12 protein-coding genes and 3 tRNA genes are annotated in these 15,674 nt (G+C 57.2%); 2 read left to right on the top strand and 13 right to left on the bottom strand.

All coding sequences use genetic code 11. The features are described 5' to 3' along the window. Positions 1-32: 32 nt before the first annotated feature. From lon to tig, 4 genes are all read right to left on the bottom strand, one after another. Complete coding sequence (gene lon, locus KUIN1_RS09130; protein ID WP_011267216.1) at positions 33-2,429, bottom strand: endopeptidase La; 2,397 nt, start codon at positions 2,427-2,429, stop codon at positions 33-35. A 207-nt stretch (positions 2,430-2,636) separates the two neighbouring features. Further along, on the bottom strand, positions 2,637-3,920 hold the full coding sequence (gene clpX / locus KUIN1_RS09125) for an ATP-dependent Clp protease ATP-binding subunit ClpX (protein ID WP_002552735.1): 1,284 nt from the start codon (positions 3,918-3,920) through the stop codon (positions 2,637-2,639). Between the two features lie 106 nt (positions 3,921-4,026). Next, entirely contained in the window at positions 4,027-4,668 is a 642-nt protein-coding gene (gene clpP / locus KUIN1_RS09120) for an ATP-dependent Clp endopeptidase proteolytic subunit ClpP (protein WP_002552734.1), read from the bottom strand. A 91-nt stretch (positions 4,669-4,759) separates the two neighbouring features. After that, positions 4,760-6,070, bottom strand: a complete 1,311-nt coding sequence (gene tig / locus KUIN1_RS09115; RefSeq protein WP_003315274.1) for a trigger factor — start codon at positions 6,068-6,070, stop codon at positions 4,760-4,762. Between the two features lie 1,096 nt (positions 6,071-7,166). On the opposite strand from tig, the gene KUIN1_RS09105 reads away from it, so the two are divergent. Continuing rightward, positions 7,167-7,640 carry a hypothetical protein gene (locus tag KUIN1_RS09105; RefSeq protein ID WP_003404470.1) on the top strand — a complete coding sequence of 158 codons (474 nt, stop codon included), beginning with the start codon at positions 7,167-7,169 and terminating at the stop codon, positions 7,638-7,640. Positions 7,641-7,885: 245 nt separating this feature from the next. On the opposite strand, the gene KUIN1_RS09100 is transcribed toward KUIN1_RS09105, so the two are convergent. The 3 genes from KUIN1_RS09100 to KUIN1_RS09090 form a co-directional block, all read right to left on the bottom strand. Next, positions 7,886-7,970: transfer RNA gene (locus KUIN1_RS09100), tRNA-Leu, on the bottom strand. A 56-nt stretch (positions 7,971-8,026) separates the two neighbouring features. Next, positions 8,027-8,102, bottom strand: a tRNA-His gene (locus tag KUIN1_RS09095). Positions 8,103-8,153: 51 nt separating this feature from the next. Next, a tRNA-Arg gene (locus KUIN1_RS09090) sits at positions 8,154-8,230 on the bottom strand. A gap of 296 nt (positions 8,231-8,526) precedes the next feature. On the opposite strand from KUIN1_RS09090, the gene folD reads away from it, so the two are divergent. Continuing rightward, entirely contained in the window at positions 8,527-9,381 is an 855-nt protein-coding gene (gene folD / locus KUIN1_RS09085) for a bifunctional methylenetetrahydrofolate dehydrogenase/methenyltetrahydrofolate cyclohydrolase FolD (RefSeq protein WP_003404473.1), read from the top strand. Between the two features lie 64 nt (positions 9,382-9,445). Here folD and KUIN1_RS09080 read toward each other — a convergent pair whose 3' ends face one another. The 6 genes from KUIN1_RS09080 to KUIN1_RS09055 all read right to left on the bottom strand — a co-directional run bounded on the left by KUIN1_RS09080 (position 9,446) and on the right by KUIN1_RS09055 (position 15,467). After that, positions 9,446-11,218, bottom strand: a complete 1,773-nt coding sequence (locus KUIN1_RS09080) for an ABC transporter substrate-binding protein (protein WP_011267212.1) — start codon at positions 11,216-11,218, stop codon at positions 9,446-9,448. Between the two features lie 84 nt (positions 11,219-11,302). Next, entirely contained in the window at positions 11,303-11,575 is a 273-nt protein-coding gene (locus KUIN1_RS09075; protein ID WP_003404479.1) for a DUF2160 domain-containing protein, read from the bottom strand. Positions 11,576-11,587: 12 nt separating this feature from the next. Then, on the bottom strand, positions 11,588-12,388 hold the full coding sequence (locus KUIN1_RS09070) for a carbohydrate ABC transporter permease (RefSeq protein WP_003315280.1): 801 nt from the start codon (positions 12,386-12,388) through the stop codon (positions 11,588-11,590). Positions 12,389-12,398: 10 nt separating this feature from the next. Continuing rightward, the gene (locus tag KUIN1_RS09065; protein WP_002552729.1) at positions 12,399-13,265 is read right to left on the bottom strand and encodes a carbohydrate ABC transporter permease; all 867 of its coding nucleotides are present in this window, start codon (positions 13,263-13,265) and stop codon (positions 12,399-12,401) included. Further along, positions 13,258-14,373 (bottom strand): ABC transporter ATP-binding protein, encoded by a 1,116-nt coding sequence (locus KUIN1_RS09060; protein ID WP_011267209.1) that lies wholly within the window; start codon positions 14,371-14,373, stop codon positions 13,258-13,260. Before KUIN1_RS09060 ends, KUIN1_RS09065 begins: the two co-directional genes overlap by 8 nt. Next, entirely contained in the window at positions 14,373-15,467 is a 1,095-nt protein-coding gene (locus KUIN1_RS09055; RefSeq protein ID WP_103713484.1) for an ABC transporter ATP-binding protein, read from the bottom strand. Before KUIN1_RS09055 ends, KUIN1_RS09060 begins: the two co-directional genes overlap by 1 nt. Between the last annotated feature and the right edge of the window lie 207 nt (positions 15,468-15,674).

The following is a 15,674-nucleotide window of genomic DNA, read 5'->3' as shown; positions in this document are numbered from 1 at the left end:
TCCAAAAAGCTGTCAAGGAAGCCTGCCCAGACTTAATGCGTGCTAATTCTGTCCTTAGAGTCAGACTCGCGCTTTTCTTCCTTGGCGACCAGATCTGTAGCCACGTCCGGCAAAGGCTCCGGCGCGTATTGCAGCGCAATTTGCAGGACTTCGTCAATCCATTTAACGGGCTTGATCTGCAGATCCTGCTTGATATTGTCAGGAATCTCCTTCAAATCACGCACGTTTTCTTCTGGAATGATCACCGTCTTGATTCCACCACGGTGTGCGGCCAGAAGTTTTTCCTTCAAACCACCAATCGCCAGCACTTGACCACGCAGGGTAATTTCGCCCGTCATTGCCACATCTGCCCGCACCGGAATCTGTGTAAGCGCCGAGACAAGTGCAGTGCACATGCCCACGCCAGCACTCGGCCCATCCTTCGGCGTAGCACCTTCCGGCATGTGGATATGCGTGTCGTGCTTCTCGTGGAAATCAGCTGGAATGCCCAGGCTGCGCGCACGGCTGCGAACCACGGTCTGGGCTGCGGTAATGGATTCGACCATCACATCACCCAGCGAACCGGTCTTGATCAACTGGCCCTTACCCGATACGACAGCCGCTTCGATGGTCAGCAATTCACCGCCCACCTGGGTCCACGCCAGACCGGTCACCTGACCAATCTGATCCTGCTGCTCTGCCAGCCCGTAGCGGAACTTGCGCACGCCCAGGAAGTGCTCGAGCATGTCGGCCGTGACCTGCACCGCAAAACGTTTTTCCATCGCGTGCTCTTTGACCGCCTTGCGGCAGACCTTGGCAATCTGACGCTCAAGCCCGCGCACGCCCGCTTCACGGGTGTAGTAACGAATGATGTCGCGGATCGCTTCCTCGTCAAAGCTGATCTCGCCTTTCTTCAAGCCATTGGCCTGAATCTGCTTGGGCGAGAGGTATTTGACCGCGATGTTGATCTTTTCGTCTTCGGTGTAGCCCGGCAGGCGAATGACTTCCATCCGGTCCAGCAACGCTGGCGGAATGTTCATCGAGTTCGACGTGCAGAGGAACATCACGTCCGAAAGATCGTAGTCGACCTCAAGGTAGTGATCGTTGAAATTGTGGTTCTGCTCGGGATCAAGCACCTCGAGCAATGCCGACGCCGGGTCGCCACGCATGTCGCTGCCCATCTTGTCGATTTCGTCAAGCAGGAACAGCGGGTTGCGAACGCCCACCTTTGTCATCTTTTGTATCAATCTTCCTGGCATCGAACCGATGTAAGTCCGGCGGTGACCACGAATTTCAGCCTCGTCACGCACGCCACCGAGTGCCATACGCACGAATTTGCGATTGGTCGCGTTGGCGATGGACTCGGCCAGGGAGGTTTTACCCACCCCCGGCGGACCTACCAGACACAGCACAGGGCCGCGAATCTTCTTCACGCGCTTCTGCACGGCGAGGTATTCGAGGATGCGTTCCTTGACCTCGTCCAGACCATAGTGGTCGGCATCGAGAATCGCTTCGGCACGCGCAAGGTCCAGACGTACTTTGCTCTGCGCCTTCCACGGCACCTGAACCAGCCAGTCGATGTAGGAGCGCACCACGGTCGCTTCAGCCGACATCGGCGACATTTGCTTGAGCTTGTTCAGCTCGGCATTCGCCTTGGTCAGAGCATCCTTGGGCAGGCCCGCAGCGTCGATACGCTTTTTCAGCTCTTCGATTTCGTTGTGGCCTTCGTCGCCATCGCCGAGCTCCTTCTGAATGGCCTTCATCTGCTCATTCAGGTAGTACTCGCGCTGGCTGCGCTCCATTTGCTTTTTCACACGACCGCGAATGCGCTTTTCGACCTGCAGCAGGTCGATTTCGGCATCCAGCAAGGCCAGCACGTGCTCGACACGGGCTGACAGGTCGATAATCTCGAGGATTTCCTGCTTCTGCTCGATTTTGAGCGCCATGTGCGCAGCCATGGTGTCAACCAGGCGACCCGGCTCATCGATGCTGTTAAGCGACGACAGGACCTCTGCGGGGACTTTCTTGCCCAGTTGCACGTACTGCTCGAACTGAGCCAGCAGGCTGCGCACGAAGACTTCGGATTCACGGTCCGGCGCATCGATTTCTTCGATCAGCGCGACGTCTGCGCGGTAGTGGCCATCGACTTCGATGAAACGCTCTACCGAACCGCGCTGCTCGCCTTCGACCAGCACCTTGACGGTGCCATCGGGCAGCTTGAGCAATTGCAATACGGTGGCGATGGTGCCGACGCTGTACAGAGCCTTTTCATCAGGATCGTCGTCAGCCGGGTTTCTTTGCGCGAGCAGCAGGATCTGCTTGTCGCCTGTCATTGCCGCTTCAAGGGCTTCGATAGACTTCTCGCGCCCCACGAACAGCGGGATCACCATGTGCGGATAAACCACGACATCACGCAATGGCAAGAGAGGCAATTCAATAGTGGTCTTCATGATTTCGCCTCTACGGCGGCCAATTGGCCGGGACAGATGGAATTAGCTTGAAGCCAAGATGGGGGTAGCGTCCAAAAAAAACAAGCTCTAGAGGCGCCACCCGCCAAGATCAGTTTCTTCATACCAAACGAATGAACGGCTTAAAAATGCAAAAGGGGACCAAAAAGGCCCCCTTCAGTGTTACTTCACACGCCTATGAACATGCGTTTATGCGTCGGGAGCAACCTTGGCAGGCGGCTCGCTGTTTTCGTATATCAACAGCGGCTTGGACGTGCCATCGATGACGCTTTCGTCGATCACCACCTTGCTCACATCGCTCTGCGACGGGATTTCATACATGGTGTCGAGCAGCACGCCTTCCAGAATCGAACGCAGGCCACGGGCACCGGTCTTGCGCTCAAGCGCGCGACGGGCGACCGATTTCAGCGCATCGGTCCGGAACTCGAGGTCCACACCTTCCATCTCGAACAGCTTGGCATACTGCTTGGTCAGTGCGTTCTTCGGCTCGGTGAGGATCTGTATCAAAGCAGCCTCATCCAGCTCGTCCAGCGTTGCCAGCACCGGCAGACGGCCCACGAACTCGGGGATCAGACCGAACTTGACCAGATCGTCAGGCTCGACTTCACGCAGCGACTCGCCAACCTTCTTGCCCTCCTCCTTGCTGCGAACCTCGGCGTTGAAGCCGATGCCGCCACGGGTGGAGCGGTTCTGAATGACCTTTTCCAGGCCCGAGAAGGCGCCACCGCAGATAAAGAGGATATTACGCGTGTCCACCTGCAGGAATTCCTGCTGCGGGTGCTTGCGACCACCTTGCGGCGGAACGGAAGCCACGGTGCCCTCGATCAGTTTCAGCAAGGCTTGCTGCACGCCTTCACCGGACACGTCACGAGTGATCGAAGGGTTGTCGGATTTGCGCGAAATCTTGTCGATTTCGTCGATGTAGACAATACCCATCTGGGCCTTCTCTACATCGTAATCACATTTCTGCAACAGCTTCTGGATAATGTTTTCGACGTCCTCACCCACATAACCGGCTTCGGTCAGGGTGGTGGCGTCAGCGATGGTGAACGGTACGTTGAGCAGGCGGGCCAGTGTTTCGGCCAGCAGCGTCTTGCCGGAGCCCGTAGGGCCGATCAGCAGGATGTTGCTCTTGCCCAACTCCACATCGTCGTTCTTCTTGTCACGCTGGTTCAGACGCTTGTAGTGGTTGTACACCGCTACTGCGAGAACCTTCTTGGCACGTTCCTGACCGATTACGTACTGGTCAAGGATGCCGCTGATTTCTTTGGGCGAAGGCAATTTATGCGCGCTGCTTTCGGCCTGGGCTTCCTGCACCTCCTCACGGATGATGTCATTGCACAGGTCGACGCACTCGTCGCAGATAAAGACCGAGGGGCCGGCAATCAATTTGCGCACTTCATGCTGGCTTTTGCCACAGAAGGAGCAATAGAGCAATTTGCCGTTGTCCTCGCCGTTGCGGGTGTCAGTCATTCGATCGATCCAATCCGGTAGGCTTGCAACACAAGATGAAGGCTATTGCGGGCTTTTTCAAGTCCGCAGGCGGTCGGTTGTGCCGACCCCCTACATTTTGAGCCGCTTAGGCAGGCATTTGACGCTTGTTGATCACCGAGTCGATCAGGCCGTATTCGGCTGCACGCTCTGCGCTCATGAAGTTGTCACGCTCGGTATCGCGCTCGATGGTTTCGAGGCTCTGGCCGGTGTGATGCGCCAGCAGCGAGTTGAGGCGATGACGAATGTGCAGGATTTCCTTGGCATGGATGTCGATGTCCGACGCCTGACCCTGGAAACCGCCCAGCGGCTGGTGAATCATCATCCGCGAGTTGGGCAGGCAATGACGCTTGCCTTCTGCACCGCCGGCCAGCAGGAATGCACCCATGCTGCAGGCCTGACCGATACAGATGGTCGAAACGTCCGGCTTGATGAACTGCATGGTGTCGTAGATCGACATGCCAGCAGTCACCGAACCGCCCGGCGAGTTGATGTAGAGATGGATATCCTTGTCCGGGTTTTCCGCTTCAAGGAAAAGCAGTTGCGCCGCGATAAGGTTGGCCATGTAGTCCTCTACCGGACCAACCATAAAGATGACTCGCTCCTTGAGAAGGCGCGAATAGATGTCATAGGCGCGTTCGCCACGGGCGGACTGCTCGATAACCATCGGGACCAGGCCGCCAGCGGCCTGGATGTCAGAGTTCTGCTGAATATAAGAATTGCGGGACATGTCCTGCATTCACTCCCAAATAGTCGAGTCTTGAATACGCACAAGCCAGCGCGAAGGCTGGCTTGTGGGTGTTTTCGCACGAAAAGAGAAATCAGTCGGCTTTTGGAGCTTCCACCGGCTTGACAGCTTCTTCGTAGGAGACCGATTTGTCGGTCACGCTAGCTTTCTGCAAAACAGTATCTACAACTTGCTCTTCAAGCACAACAGAACGTACCTCGTTCATTTGCTGCTCGTTCTTGTAGTACCAGGCTACGACCTGCTCAGGCTCCTGATAGGCGGAGGCCATTTCCTGAATCATTTCGCGAACGCGAGCATCATCAGGCTTGAGGTCGAACTGCTTGACGACCTCGGCAACGATCAGACCCAGCTCGACGCGACGCTTGGCCTGCTCTTCGAACAGCTCTGCCGGCAGCTGGTCAGGCTTGATGTTGCCGCCGAACTGCTGAACGGCCTGCACACGCAGACGGTTGACTTCGTTTTCCAGCAGCGCTTTAGGCACTTCGATCGGGTTGGCGGCCAGCAGACCGTCCATGACCTGATTCTTGACCTTGGACTTGATCGCCTGACGCAGCTCGCGCTCCATGTTCTTGCGAACTTCGGTGCGGAAGCCTTCGATACCGGTTTCCTTGATACCGAACTGCTTGAAGAACTCTTCGTTCAGCTCAGGCAGCTTTGGTTCGGACACGGTGTTGACGGTCACGGTGAACTCGGCAGCCTTGCCGGCCAGCTCGAGGTTCTGATAGTCCTCAGGGAAGGTCACGTTCAGAACGCGCTCTTCACCGGCCTTGGCGCCAACCAGACCGTCTTCGAAACCAGGGATCATGCGGCCGGAACCCAGAACCAGCTGAGTGCCGGTAGCGGAACCGCCAGCGAACACTTCACCGTCGACCTTGCCGACGAAATCGATGTTCAGCTGGTCTTCGTTCTGGGCAGCACGATCAGCCACTTCGAAACGAACGTTCTGCTTGCGCAGCACTTCAAGCATGTTGTCCAGATCGCTGTCGGCCACATCGGCAGACAGGCGCTCTACGGAGATGCTATCGAAGCCGGCAACGGTGAATTCCGGGAATACTTCGAACGTAGCCACGTATTCCAGATCTTTGCCTTTTTCGAACGACTTGGGCTCTACAGCAGGAGCACCGGCCGGGTTCAGCTTCTGCTCAACCACAGCTTCATAGAAAGTAGCCTGAATCAGATCGCCCAGTGCTTCCTGACGTGCGCCGTCCTCGTAACGCTGACGAATCACGCTCATCGGCACCTTGCCAGGGCGGAAGCCCGGGATCTTGGCTTTGCGCGCGGTCTGTTGCAGACGCTTGTTGACTTCAGTCTCGATGCGCTCGGCAGGTACGCCAATGGTCATGCGGCGCTCAAGAGCGGAAGTGTTTTCAACAGAAACTTGCATGGATATTCCTCGTTGCACAGACGTTAGCCGGCCGTTTCCGACCCCAGAATCAAGGGCATGCATTCTAGTGGGTCAAACTCAAGAAGTCACCCTACTGAAAAAGGGCGGGTTAACAAGAAGGAATCGGCCTACAGCCGGGCGAGATGGAAATGACCCTCTCACTAACCGCGACAGGTCTGGCACAGCTTCCTTTATATAAGGACGCATCCGCACAAGACGATCACCGACTCCATCTACACAGCGCCCCACTCGACCAGTGGTAATGTGACCACCGAACCAGCGAAACGTTAAAACGAATACCTTGAAACAAAAAAACCGCTCAAGGCGGCCATTTCGTGCAGCCGAGGAGCTCTCGCCCCGGCAATCCAGGCTCCGGCGGATGGCGATTACAAAATCAACCAAATGCCTGCTCCAACTTCGAAGCCTTATTCAACCCGGCGCGCATCGTACACAACGCAGCGATGCCGCGCCACCCATGGCAAGCAATTGACCGGACTGGCCTTTTTTACTCAGGCGGGTCGCGCAACCGCCTGACAACGAACAGGGGGGGGGCAAATACACCCCGGCTCGGCGATCGCCCTCTGTTCATCAATAACTGAAACTTATGGCAATAACCCCACTTCGCACATATCAAGCATCCAGGCGACGACGCTGCAAGTTATCGGGGACAAGACAACTTTTTGCTGACCTGACACCTACAAAACATCGACACGCGAAACACCTGAACTTTTATAACCACCTCGACACAAGCTCATAACAGCGGGACGTTCATGTCAATTCGCCTGAAAGCGATGGATCGCAGCGAGCGGCACGCAAAGCCGGCCTCCCACCTGACGCACGGAAAGATCAAGCCAGCCGGATCGCCTGGATCATTCAACGGGAGAACCTGGTCAACCCCGGAGCCTGGCGACCCTGCACCCTTGTGCTGCAGGGCTAAGCACTCCATAATCAGACCCCTGATTTTGCTGCCCGAGCAGCGGGGACAGAGGCTGCGACGACGATGAATAATATAATCTCCGCCTCGCGTCAATGCGCTGCCAAACCGTTAAAACCACTCAGCCCCTCCCCACAACATCGACATCTCCCAGGAAAAATCATGCTCAAGATGATTGCTGCAGTAAGTGTTCTCGCTATAACTTCAGCGATCATGACGGGGTGCAATGATAAAGACGGGAGCAAAGAAAGCGCAGCCAAAGTCACAAACTATGCAACAGACAAGTGCGCTATCGACTCGATTGGCGGAAAGACCGGCTCAACTGTCTATTTAGCCAAAGGCATGGCCCAGTTCAACGGATGGGCCATCGACACAGCCAACCAGCGCGCCCCCAAGGAAATCAGACTTCGCCTGACGGGCTACAAAGGCACCCCCGTCACGTTCAAAGATCCTGTGATCGTGGACCGCCCTGATCTGATCAAAGCGTTCGGCAATGAAAACTTCCTGAAATCAGGCTTTTCATTCTCTGCCGATTTATCCTCACTGGAATCCGGCGGCTACAGCGTAGTCACTGAAATTCCGGGCGAGCACTCATCACTTCTGTGCCAATCCAGGGTTTTGCTGGTTATCGAATAAGCATACAGCCGCCATCAGGCTGAAATTGCAGTCCAGCGCGCCGCGAGCATGAACTACCGCTCGCGCCGCCGCAGCCTCTCCCCCTCAGCCATCGCCGACCAGATCCAAATTCGCACCACCTCACAGACACAGCCAAAACCGCAGATAAAACTGCCTAATGAAAAATCCAGGACAACAAAAAGCCCGCACTGGGCGGGCTTCTCTTGACTTTCGCGGCGCTCACTGGAACCCGATGAAAGTACATCTGGTGCGGACGGAGAGACTCGAACTCTCACACCTTGCGGCGCTGGAACCTAAATCCAGTGTGTCTACCAATTCCACCACATCCGCATTTCAGACTTTTAAAGCAAAGGCGCCAGACTATGAATCTGGCGCCCTTCTTAATATGGGGTGGACGATGGGGTTCGAACCCACGACCGCAGGAGTCACAATCCTGTGCTCTACCAACTGAGCTACGCCCACCATATTGCGCGTGACGATGCAACTTACTTGCTGTGCCAAAGCTGCCTTGAATGGCGCACCCGGCAGGACTCGAACCTGCGACCATCCGCTTAGAAGGCGGATGCTCTATCCAGCTGAGCTACGGGCACTTATATAATTTGTACTCTTGCGATAACAAACTAAAAGGCTTTCAATCGATCACACCGAGCTGATTTGCAACTCTGCCTGACCGAATCAACCAGTGCTAGCTTAACCAGTGCTGGGCTCTGCCCGGCAAGTGCGACGAATCTTATAGACGCCCCCTGGGGTCGTCAACCTTTTTTTGAAAAAAATTCAGCTAGATAAAGGAGTTAGCTGAATATGCAAAGCAATCGCCTTTGCCCTCGCGCCATGTCATGAGAGAATGCGCGCTCATTTTTTTCCTCTCGATGGTTAATCACGCGTCATGACTGCAAAACTAATCGACGGCAAGGCGATCGCCGCCAGCCTGCGCCAGCAGATCGCCAAACGTGTCGCCGAACGTAGCCAGCAAGGTCTGCGTACGCCGGGCCTCGCGGTGATTCTGGTCGGCAGCGACCCCGCCTCCCAAGTCTATGTCTCTCACAAGCGCAAGGACTGCGAGGAAGTCGGCTTTATCTCCCAGGCTTACGACTTGCCCGCTGATACCACTCAGGCAGCACTGACCGATCTGATCGACCGCCTCAATGAAGATGCCGCCGTCGACGGCGTCCTGCTGCAACTGCCCTTGCCCGCGCACCTCGACGCTTCGCTGCTGCTGGAGCGCATTCGCCCGGACAAGGACGTGGACGGCTTCCATCCTTATAACGTGGGTCGCCTCGCTCAACGCATTCCGCTGCTGCGCCCGTGCACTCCCAAAGGCATCATGACCCTGCTGGAAAGCACCGGTGTCGACCTGTACGGCCTGGATGCCGTCGTCGTCGGCGCATCCAACATCGTCGGCCGCCCGATGGCAATGGAACTGCTGCTGGCGGGCTGCACCGTCACGGTGACCCATCGTTTCACCAGGGATCTGGCAGGCCACGTGGGTCGTGCCGATCTGGTGGTGGTTGCCGCCGGCAAGCCGGGCCTTGTCAAAGGCGAATGGATCAAGCCGGGCGCGATCGTCATCGACGTCGGCATCAACCGCCAGGAAGACGGCAAGCTGGTAGGCGATGTGGTTTACGAGACCGCCCTGCCCCGCGCTGGCTGGATCACTCCGGTTCCGGGCGGCGTCGGCCCCATGACCCGCGCCTGCCTGCTGGAAAACACGCTGTACGCGGCAGAAACCCTGCACGACTGATCAGGCTGTTCTGCTCCCATAAAAAACGGCACCTGAGGTGCCGTTTTTTCATTCCCGAAAAAACTTACTTCCTGGCTGCTTCCCAGCTTTTCAGCAAGTCCGCATAGGCGATGGTTTCACCCTTGGGTTTCTCGTTGGCCAGCTTGCGCTGTGGCGCGAGGAACTCGCCGTTGCTCTCTTCGGCCTTCTTGTACCAGACTTCCGCAGTGGTTTCCTTATTCATCTTCGGTGCACATTTGCTGGGTTCCTGCACCTCAGAACGCTGGATGCGCATCATGATCGCATCCTGGTCCTTGGCCAGACCGTCGAGGGCCTCCTGCGCAGTCTTCTCGCCAGTGACCGCCTCGGCCACATGGCTCCACCACAGCTGTGCCAGCTTCGGATAGTCAGGCACGTTGGTGCCGGTAGGCGACCATTGCACGCGGGCCGGGCTGCGATAGAACTCCACCAGACCACCCAGCTTCGGCGCCAGCGCGGTCATTTCCTTGGAGTTGATGTCCGACTCGCGAATCGGCGTCAGGCCGACGATGGTTTTCTTCAGTGAAACGCTCTTCGAAGTCACGAATTGCGCATACAGCCACGCCGCCAGACGCTTTTTCTCGTCAGACGACTTCAGGAAGGTCCACGAACCCACGTCCTGATAGCCGAGCTTCATGCCTTCTTTCCAGTAAGGGCCTTTTGGCGACGGTGCCATGCGCCATTTCGGCGTGCCATCGGCGTTCATGACAGGCAGACCCGGCTTGGTCATGTCGGCGGTAAAGGCGGTGTACCAGAAGATCTGTTGCGCGACGTTACCCTGCGAAGGCACCGGCCCGGATTCGGAGAAGGTCATGCCCGCCGCTTCCGGCGGCGCATAGGCTTTCAGCCAGTCGATGTATTTCTGCGTGGCGAACACTGCCGCCGGGCCGTTGGTGTCGCCACCGCGGGTAATACTGGAACCGACCGGATGGCAATCCTCGACGCGGATGCCCCACTCGTCCACCGGCAGACCGTTAGGCAAACCCTTGTCGCCGCTGCCCGCCATGGAGAACCAGGCATCGGTGAAACGCCAGCCCAGTGACGGGTCTTTCTTGCCATAGTCCATGTGCCCGAAGACTTTCTTGCCGTCGATCTCCTTGACGTCTTCGCTGAAGAATTTGGCGATGTCTTCATAAGCCGACCAGTTGACCGGAACACCCAGCTCGTAACCGTATTTGTCCTTGAATTTCTTTTTCAGATCAGGACGCTCGAACCAGTCGGCACGGAACCAGTACAGGTTGGCGAACTGCTGATCAGGCAGCTGGTAAAGCTTGCCGTCTGGAGCAGTGGTAAACGAAGTGCCAATGAAGTCTTTCAGGTCCAGCGTCGGCGAGGTGACTTTACTGCCTTCCGGACTGGCCATCAGATCCGTCAGAGACAGGGCCTTGCCGTAGCGGAAGTGCGTACCGATCAGGTCCGAGTCGTTGACCCAGCCGTCGTAGATGCTTTTGTCAGACTGCATGGCGGTCTGCAGCTTCTCGATGACATCACCTTCCTGCAGCAAGTCATGGGTGACTTTGATACCGGTGATTTCGGTGAACGCCTTGGCCAGGGTCTTGGACTCGTATTCATGGGTGGTCAGGGTTTCCGACACCACCTTGATGTCCATGCCACGAAACGGCTTGGCCGCTTCGATGAACCACTCCAGCTCTTTCAACTGCTCGGCATCAGAGAGCGTGCTCGGCTTGAACTCGCTCGCCGCCCACTTCTTCGCCGCATCTTCGTACTGATCCGCCCATGCCGACACACTCAACCCGCTGAGCATGATCATGGTTGCCAGCGTCACGCTATGTTGCAGCTTGTTTTTCTTATTGAACATAGTCATCTCCAGGTTGCTTTCATGTAGTCCCGCTTTTTCAATACTGCCGACCGGATCACCCCGGCAGCCACGCCCGGCCGCTCTCTACCCCCAACGCATCACCACCAACAGCCACACCAGGGAAGCCCCCGAAGCGATCCAGATGCTCCAGTCCGTCGCGCCGATCACCAGCAGATGCAGATAAGCGCTGCCCAGAAGCCCGATGAAAAGACGGTCGCCACGCGTGGTGGCAATCGGCAGAAAACCGCGACGCTCGATGCTCGCCGAGCGCAATTCCCATACCGTCATACCCACCAGCAACAACCCGATACTGATGAAGAACGCCGCAGTGGGCAGTGTCCAGGACATCCACTCCATTTTTTCGACTCCTCAGACACGACCAAGAGCAAAGCCCTTGACCACATGGTTGCGAACGAACCAGATCACCAGCATGCCCGGCAGAATGGTCAACACCCCTGCCGCCGCCAGCACCCCCCAATCGATACCCGATGCCGACACGGTGCGGGTCATCACCGCAGCGATCGGCTTGGCGTTCACCGAAGTCAGGGTGCGCGCCAGCAACAGCTCGACCCAGGAGAACATGAAGCAGAAAAAGGCGGTGACACCGATACCCGAGCCAATCAGTGGAATGAAAATCTTCACGAAAAACTTGGGAAAGCTGTAACCGTCGATGTAGGCCGTTTCATCGATCTCCTTCGGAACGCCGGACATGAAGCCCTCCAGAATCCATACGGCCAGCGGAACGTTGAACAGACAGTGCGCCAGTGCCACGGCGATGTGCGTGTCAAACAGGCCGATGGACGAATACAGCTGGAAAAACGGCAGCAGGAATACTGCCGGTGGCGCCATGCGGTTGGTCAGCAGCCAGAAGAACAGGTGCTTGTCGCCGAGAAAACGATAGCGTGAAAACGCGTAGGCTGCCGGCAGTGCGACGCTCAGCGATATCACGGTATTGAGGCACACGTAATACAACGAGTTGAGGTAGCCGCTGTACCAGCTTTCGTCGGTGAAGATCACCTTGTAATTGGCCAGGGTGAAATCCTGCGGCCACAGGGTCAGACCACCGAGGATCTCGGTATTGGTCTTGAACGACATGTTGATCAGCCAGTAGATCGGCACCAGCAGAAACAACAGGTAAATCCACAGCGGTATGATTTTGCGCAGACTCATGAACAGCCCCTCAATTCTTTTCGCTGTGAGTCATGGCGGTGTAGAACACCCATGACACCAACAGAATGATCAGGAAATACACCAGCGAGAACGCCGCCGCAGGCCCCAGGTCGAACTGCCCGAGCGCCATGGTGGTCAGGGTCTGACTGAGGAAGGTGGTGGAGTTGCCCGGCCCGCCACCGGTCAGTACGAACGGCTCGGTGTAGATCATGAAGCTGTCCATGAAGCGCAACATCACCGCAATCAGCAGCACGCTTTTCATCTTCGGCAACTGGATATGCCGGAAGATCGCCCAGCCGGACGCCCGATCGATGCGTGCCGCCTGGTAATACACATCCGGAATCGCCCGCAGCCCCGAATAGCAGAGCAAGGCCACCAGCGAGGTCCAGTGCCAGACGTCGATGACCAGCACCGTCACCCAGGCGTCCGAGGCATTGGCGGCGTAGTTGTAGTTGATGCCCAGCACGTTGTTCAGCGTGTAACCCAGCAAGCCGATATCACCGCGGCCGAAGATCTGCCAGATCGTGCCGACCACGTTCCACGGGATCAGCAGTGGAATGGTCATCACGATCAGGCACAGCGACGACCAGCGGCCCTTGGTCGGCATGGTCAGGGCAATCGCGATACCCAGCGGGATCTCGATCAGCAGTACACAGCCCGAATAAATGAACTGACGCAGCAGCGAGTCGTGCAGACGCGGGTCCTGCAGGACCTGCCGGAACCAGTCGGTGCCGACGAAATAGCGACTGGACTGGTCGAAGATGTCCTGCACCGAATAGTTGACCACGGTCATCATCGGGATAATCGCGCTGAATGCCACCAGCAGAAACACCGGCATCACCAGCCACCAGGCCTTGTTGTTCTGAACCTTACGCATGGGACACCTCACTGGCAGGGCCGGCTTCGAGCAGGTAATCATCTGCATAGAGCATCAGCCATTGCCCCGGAAAGCTGATCCAGGCCTGGCCTTGCGGCACCGGTTTGTCCTCCTGCAGACGCACCTTCAGCAGTTGTCCGGCCAGTTTCAGGGTGATGATCTTGTAGGTGCCGAGGTCTTCCACATAGGTCACGTCGGCACACATCGCATCGTCGTAAGGCCCGTCCCAGACATGCACGAACTCCGGACGAATACCCACTTTCAGAGTTTTCCACGGCGTATTGGCCAGTTTTTGCTGCAACGACTCAGGCAGCGGCAAGTGAATATCGGCAAAACCGACACCGCCCGGCTGCGGCGTGACGTCAATCAGATTCATCCCCGGGCTGCCGATGAAATAGCCGACAAAAGTGTGCGACGGCTTTTCGAACAGTTCCCGCGGCGTGCCGAACTGGACGATCTGTCCGCCATACATCACCGCGATCTTGTCGGCGAAGGTCGACGCCTCCAGTTGATCGTGGGTGACGTAAACCATGGTGATATTGAACTGCTCGTGGATCTGCTTGAGCTTGCGCCGCAGTTTCCACTTCAGGTGCGGATCGATAACGGTCAGCGGTTCGTCGAAGAGGATCGCCGACACGTCATCGCGCACCAGCCCGCGACCCATGGAGACTTTCTGCTTTTCGTCCGCGCTGAGGTTGCGCGCCTTCTTTTTCAGCAGCGGCTGCAGGTCCAGGACATCGGCAATTTCGTTGACCTTGATGAGAATCCGTGCCTCGTCCATGCCCTGATTGCGCAGCGGAAAGGCCAGATTGTCGAACACGGTCATGGTGTCGTAGATCACCGGAAACTGGAAAACCTGAGCGATGTTACGGCGTTCCGGGGGCAGCTCATTGACGACTTTCGAGTCGAACAGCACCTGGCCCTGCGACGGACTGAGCAGACCGGAAATGATGTTGAGCAGGGTTGACTTGCCACACCCGGAAGGCCCGAGCAGCGCGTAAGCACCACCCTGCTCCCAGACGTGGCTCATCTCGCGAATTGCATAGTCGTCAGGACCAGGCTTGGTACTGTAGCTGTGCGCAAGGTTCTGCAAGCGGATCTCGGCCATCAGGCAACCCTCGCCATACGCAGGCCCGGCGCCTGAATCATGCCGCCCTGCTGATCGAATACAAACAATTTGTGGGTCGGGATGTACACCCGAATCGCCGCATCGACGTCATAGGCATGCACGCCTGGCAGATGCAGGACCAGCGAGAACAGCTCGTTGCGCACATGCAGGAAGGTTTCCGAGCCGCTGATTTCCGCCAGTTCGACAGTAACCGCCAGTTCCAGGTCGTCATCGTTGGACGGCACCAGGCTCAAATGGCTGGGGCGCACGCCGAAACGATACTCGCCATCGCCGACGGCCCGCAGGTCGACGTTGAGCGGGAAATGCACGAAGTTGGCGAAGCTGACTTCATTGCCTTCTATACGGCCCGGCATGAGGTTGATCGGCGGTTCGGAGAACAGCTCGGCGGCCAGCACAGTCGCAGGTCGATGATAGACCTCGGGGGTCTTGCCGCTCTGCACCACCCGCCCCTCATGCAGGATGGTGGTGGTGCCGCCCAGCGCCAGCGCTTCATTGGGCTCGGTGGTGGCGTATATGGCGATGGTATGGCGAGCGGCAAACAGCTCGCGCATTTCCTGGCGCAGCTCTTCGCGCAGCTTGTAATCGAGGTTGACCAACGGTTCGTCGAAGAGGATCAGTTCGGCGTCCTTGACCAGCGCCCTGGCCATCGCGGTGCGCTGCTGCTGCCCGCCGGATAGTTCGAGGGGGTGGCGTTGCAGGAATTTTTCGATGCGCAGCATCTTCGCGGTTTCCTGCACCCGGCTGTGGATCACGTCTTTGGAAAGACCCGCCTGACGCAGCGGCGAAGCGATGTTTTCGAACACCGTCATGCTCGGGTAATTGATGAACTGCTGATAAACCATCGAGACGTTGCGCAGGCGAACCGGACGATGGGTGACATCGACTCCGTTCATCAGCACTCGCCCGCTGTCCGGCTTGTCCAGCCCGGCCATCAGGCGCATCAGGCTGGTTTTGCCGGACAGGGTGCGCCCCAGCAGAACGTTGAATGATCCCGGCTCAAAGCTCAGGGAAGCGTTGTCGATCCAGACCTGACCATCGACGGCGCGACTGACATGCTCCAGCGTGAGTGACATGGCGTGCCCTTTGTTGTTTTTTTCTTAAGGGTGAATGCGTGACTGTTTGCAGATAGCGACATTCGTGCCAGCTCAGGCGGATCGCCGGTGAAGCCCGAAACAGAGCGTTCGCCCGTATTCAGGGGACGAAACGCCTTTCACAGCTGAACAATAATGAACAGAAAAGGCTGAACACTTGAACAAAATGAACATTGACTTTGAACACAA

This window comes from Pseudomonas sp. KUIN-1 (genome assembly GCF_009176725.1).
In the GTDB taxonomy this organism is placed as follows: Bacteria; Pseudomonadota; Gammaproteobacteria; order Pseudomonadales; family Pseudomonadaceae; genus Aquipseudomonas; species Aquipseudomonas fragariae.
This window is presented reverse-complemented; position numbering and strand designations above follow the sequence as displayed.

Coding starts and splice junctions, on each gene's coding strand:
- lon (WP_011267216.1), bottom strand. CDS start 2,429: ATGAAGACCACTATTGAATTGCCTCTCTTGCCATTGCGTGATGTCGTG.
- KUIN1_RS09065 (WP_002552729.1), bottom strand. CDS start 13,265: ATGCGTAAGGTTCAGAACAACAAGGCCTGGTGGCTGGTGATGCCGGTG.
- folD (WP_003404473.1), top strand. CDS start 8,527: ATGACTGCAAAACTAATCGACGGCAAGGCGATCGCCGCCAGCCTGCGC.
- clpP (WP_002552734.1), bottom strand. CDS start 4,668: ATGTCCCGCAATTCTTATATTCAGCAGAACTCTGACATCCAGGCCGCT.
- KUIN1_RS09075 (WP_003404479.1), bottom strand. CDS start 11,575: ATGGAGTGGATGTCCTGGACACTGCCCACTGCGGCGTTCTTCATCAGT.
- tig (WP_003315274.1), bottom strand. CDS start 6,070: ATGCAAGTTTCTGTTGAAAACACTTCCGCTCTTGAGCGCCGCATGACC.
- KUIN1_RS09105 (WP_003404470.1), top strand. CDS start 7,167: ATGCTCAAGATGATTGCTGCAGTAAGTGTTCTCGCTATAACTTCAGCG.
- clpX (WP_002552735.1), bottom strand. CDS start 3,920: ATGACTGACACCCGCAACGGCGAGGACAACGGCAAATTGCTCTATTGC.
- KUIN1_RS09055 (WP_103713484.1), bottom strand. CDS start 15,467: ATGTCACTCACGCTGGAGCATGTCAGTCGCGCCGTCGATGGTCAGGTC.
- KUIN1_RS09080 (WP_011267212.1), bottom strand. CDS start 11,218: ATGTTCAATAAGAAAAACAAGCTGCAACATAGCGTGACGCTGGCAACC.
- KUIN1_RS09070 (WP_003315280.1), bottom strand. CDS start 12,388: ATGAGTCTGCGCAAAATCATACCGCTGTGGATTTACCTGTTGTTTCTG.
- KUIN1_RS09060 (WP_011267209.1), bottom strand. CDS start 14,373: ATGGCCGAGATCCGCTTGCAGAACCTTGCGCACAGCTACAGTACCAAG.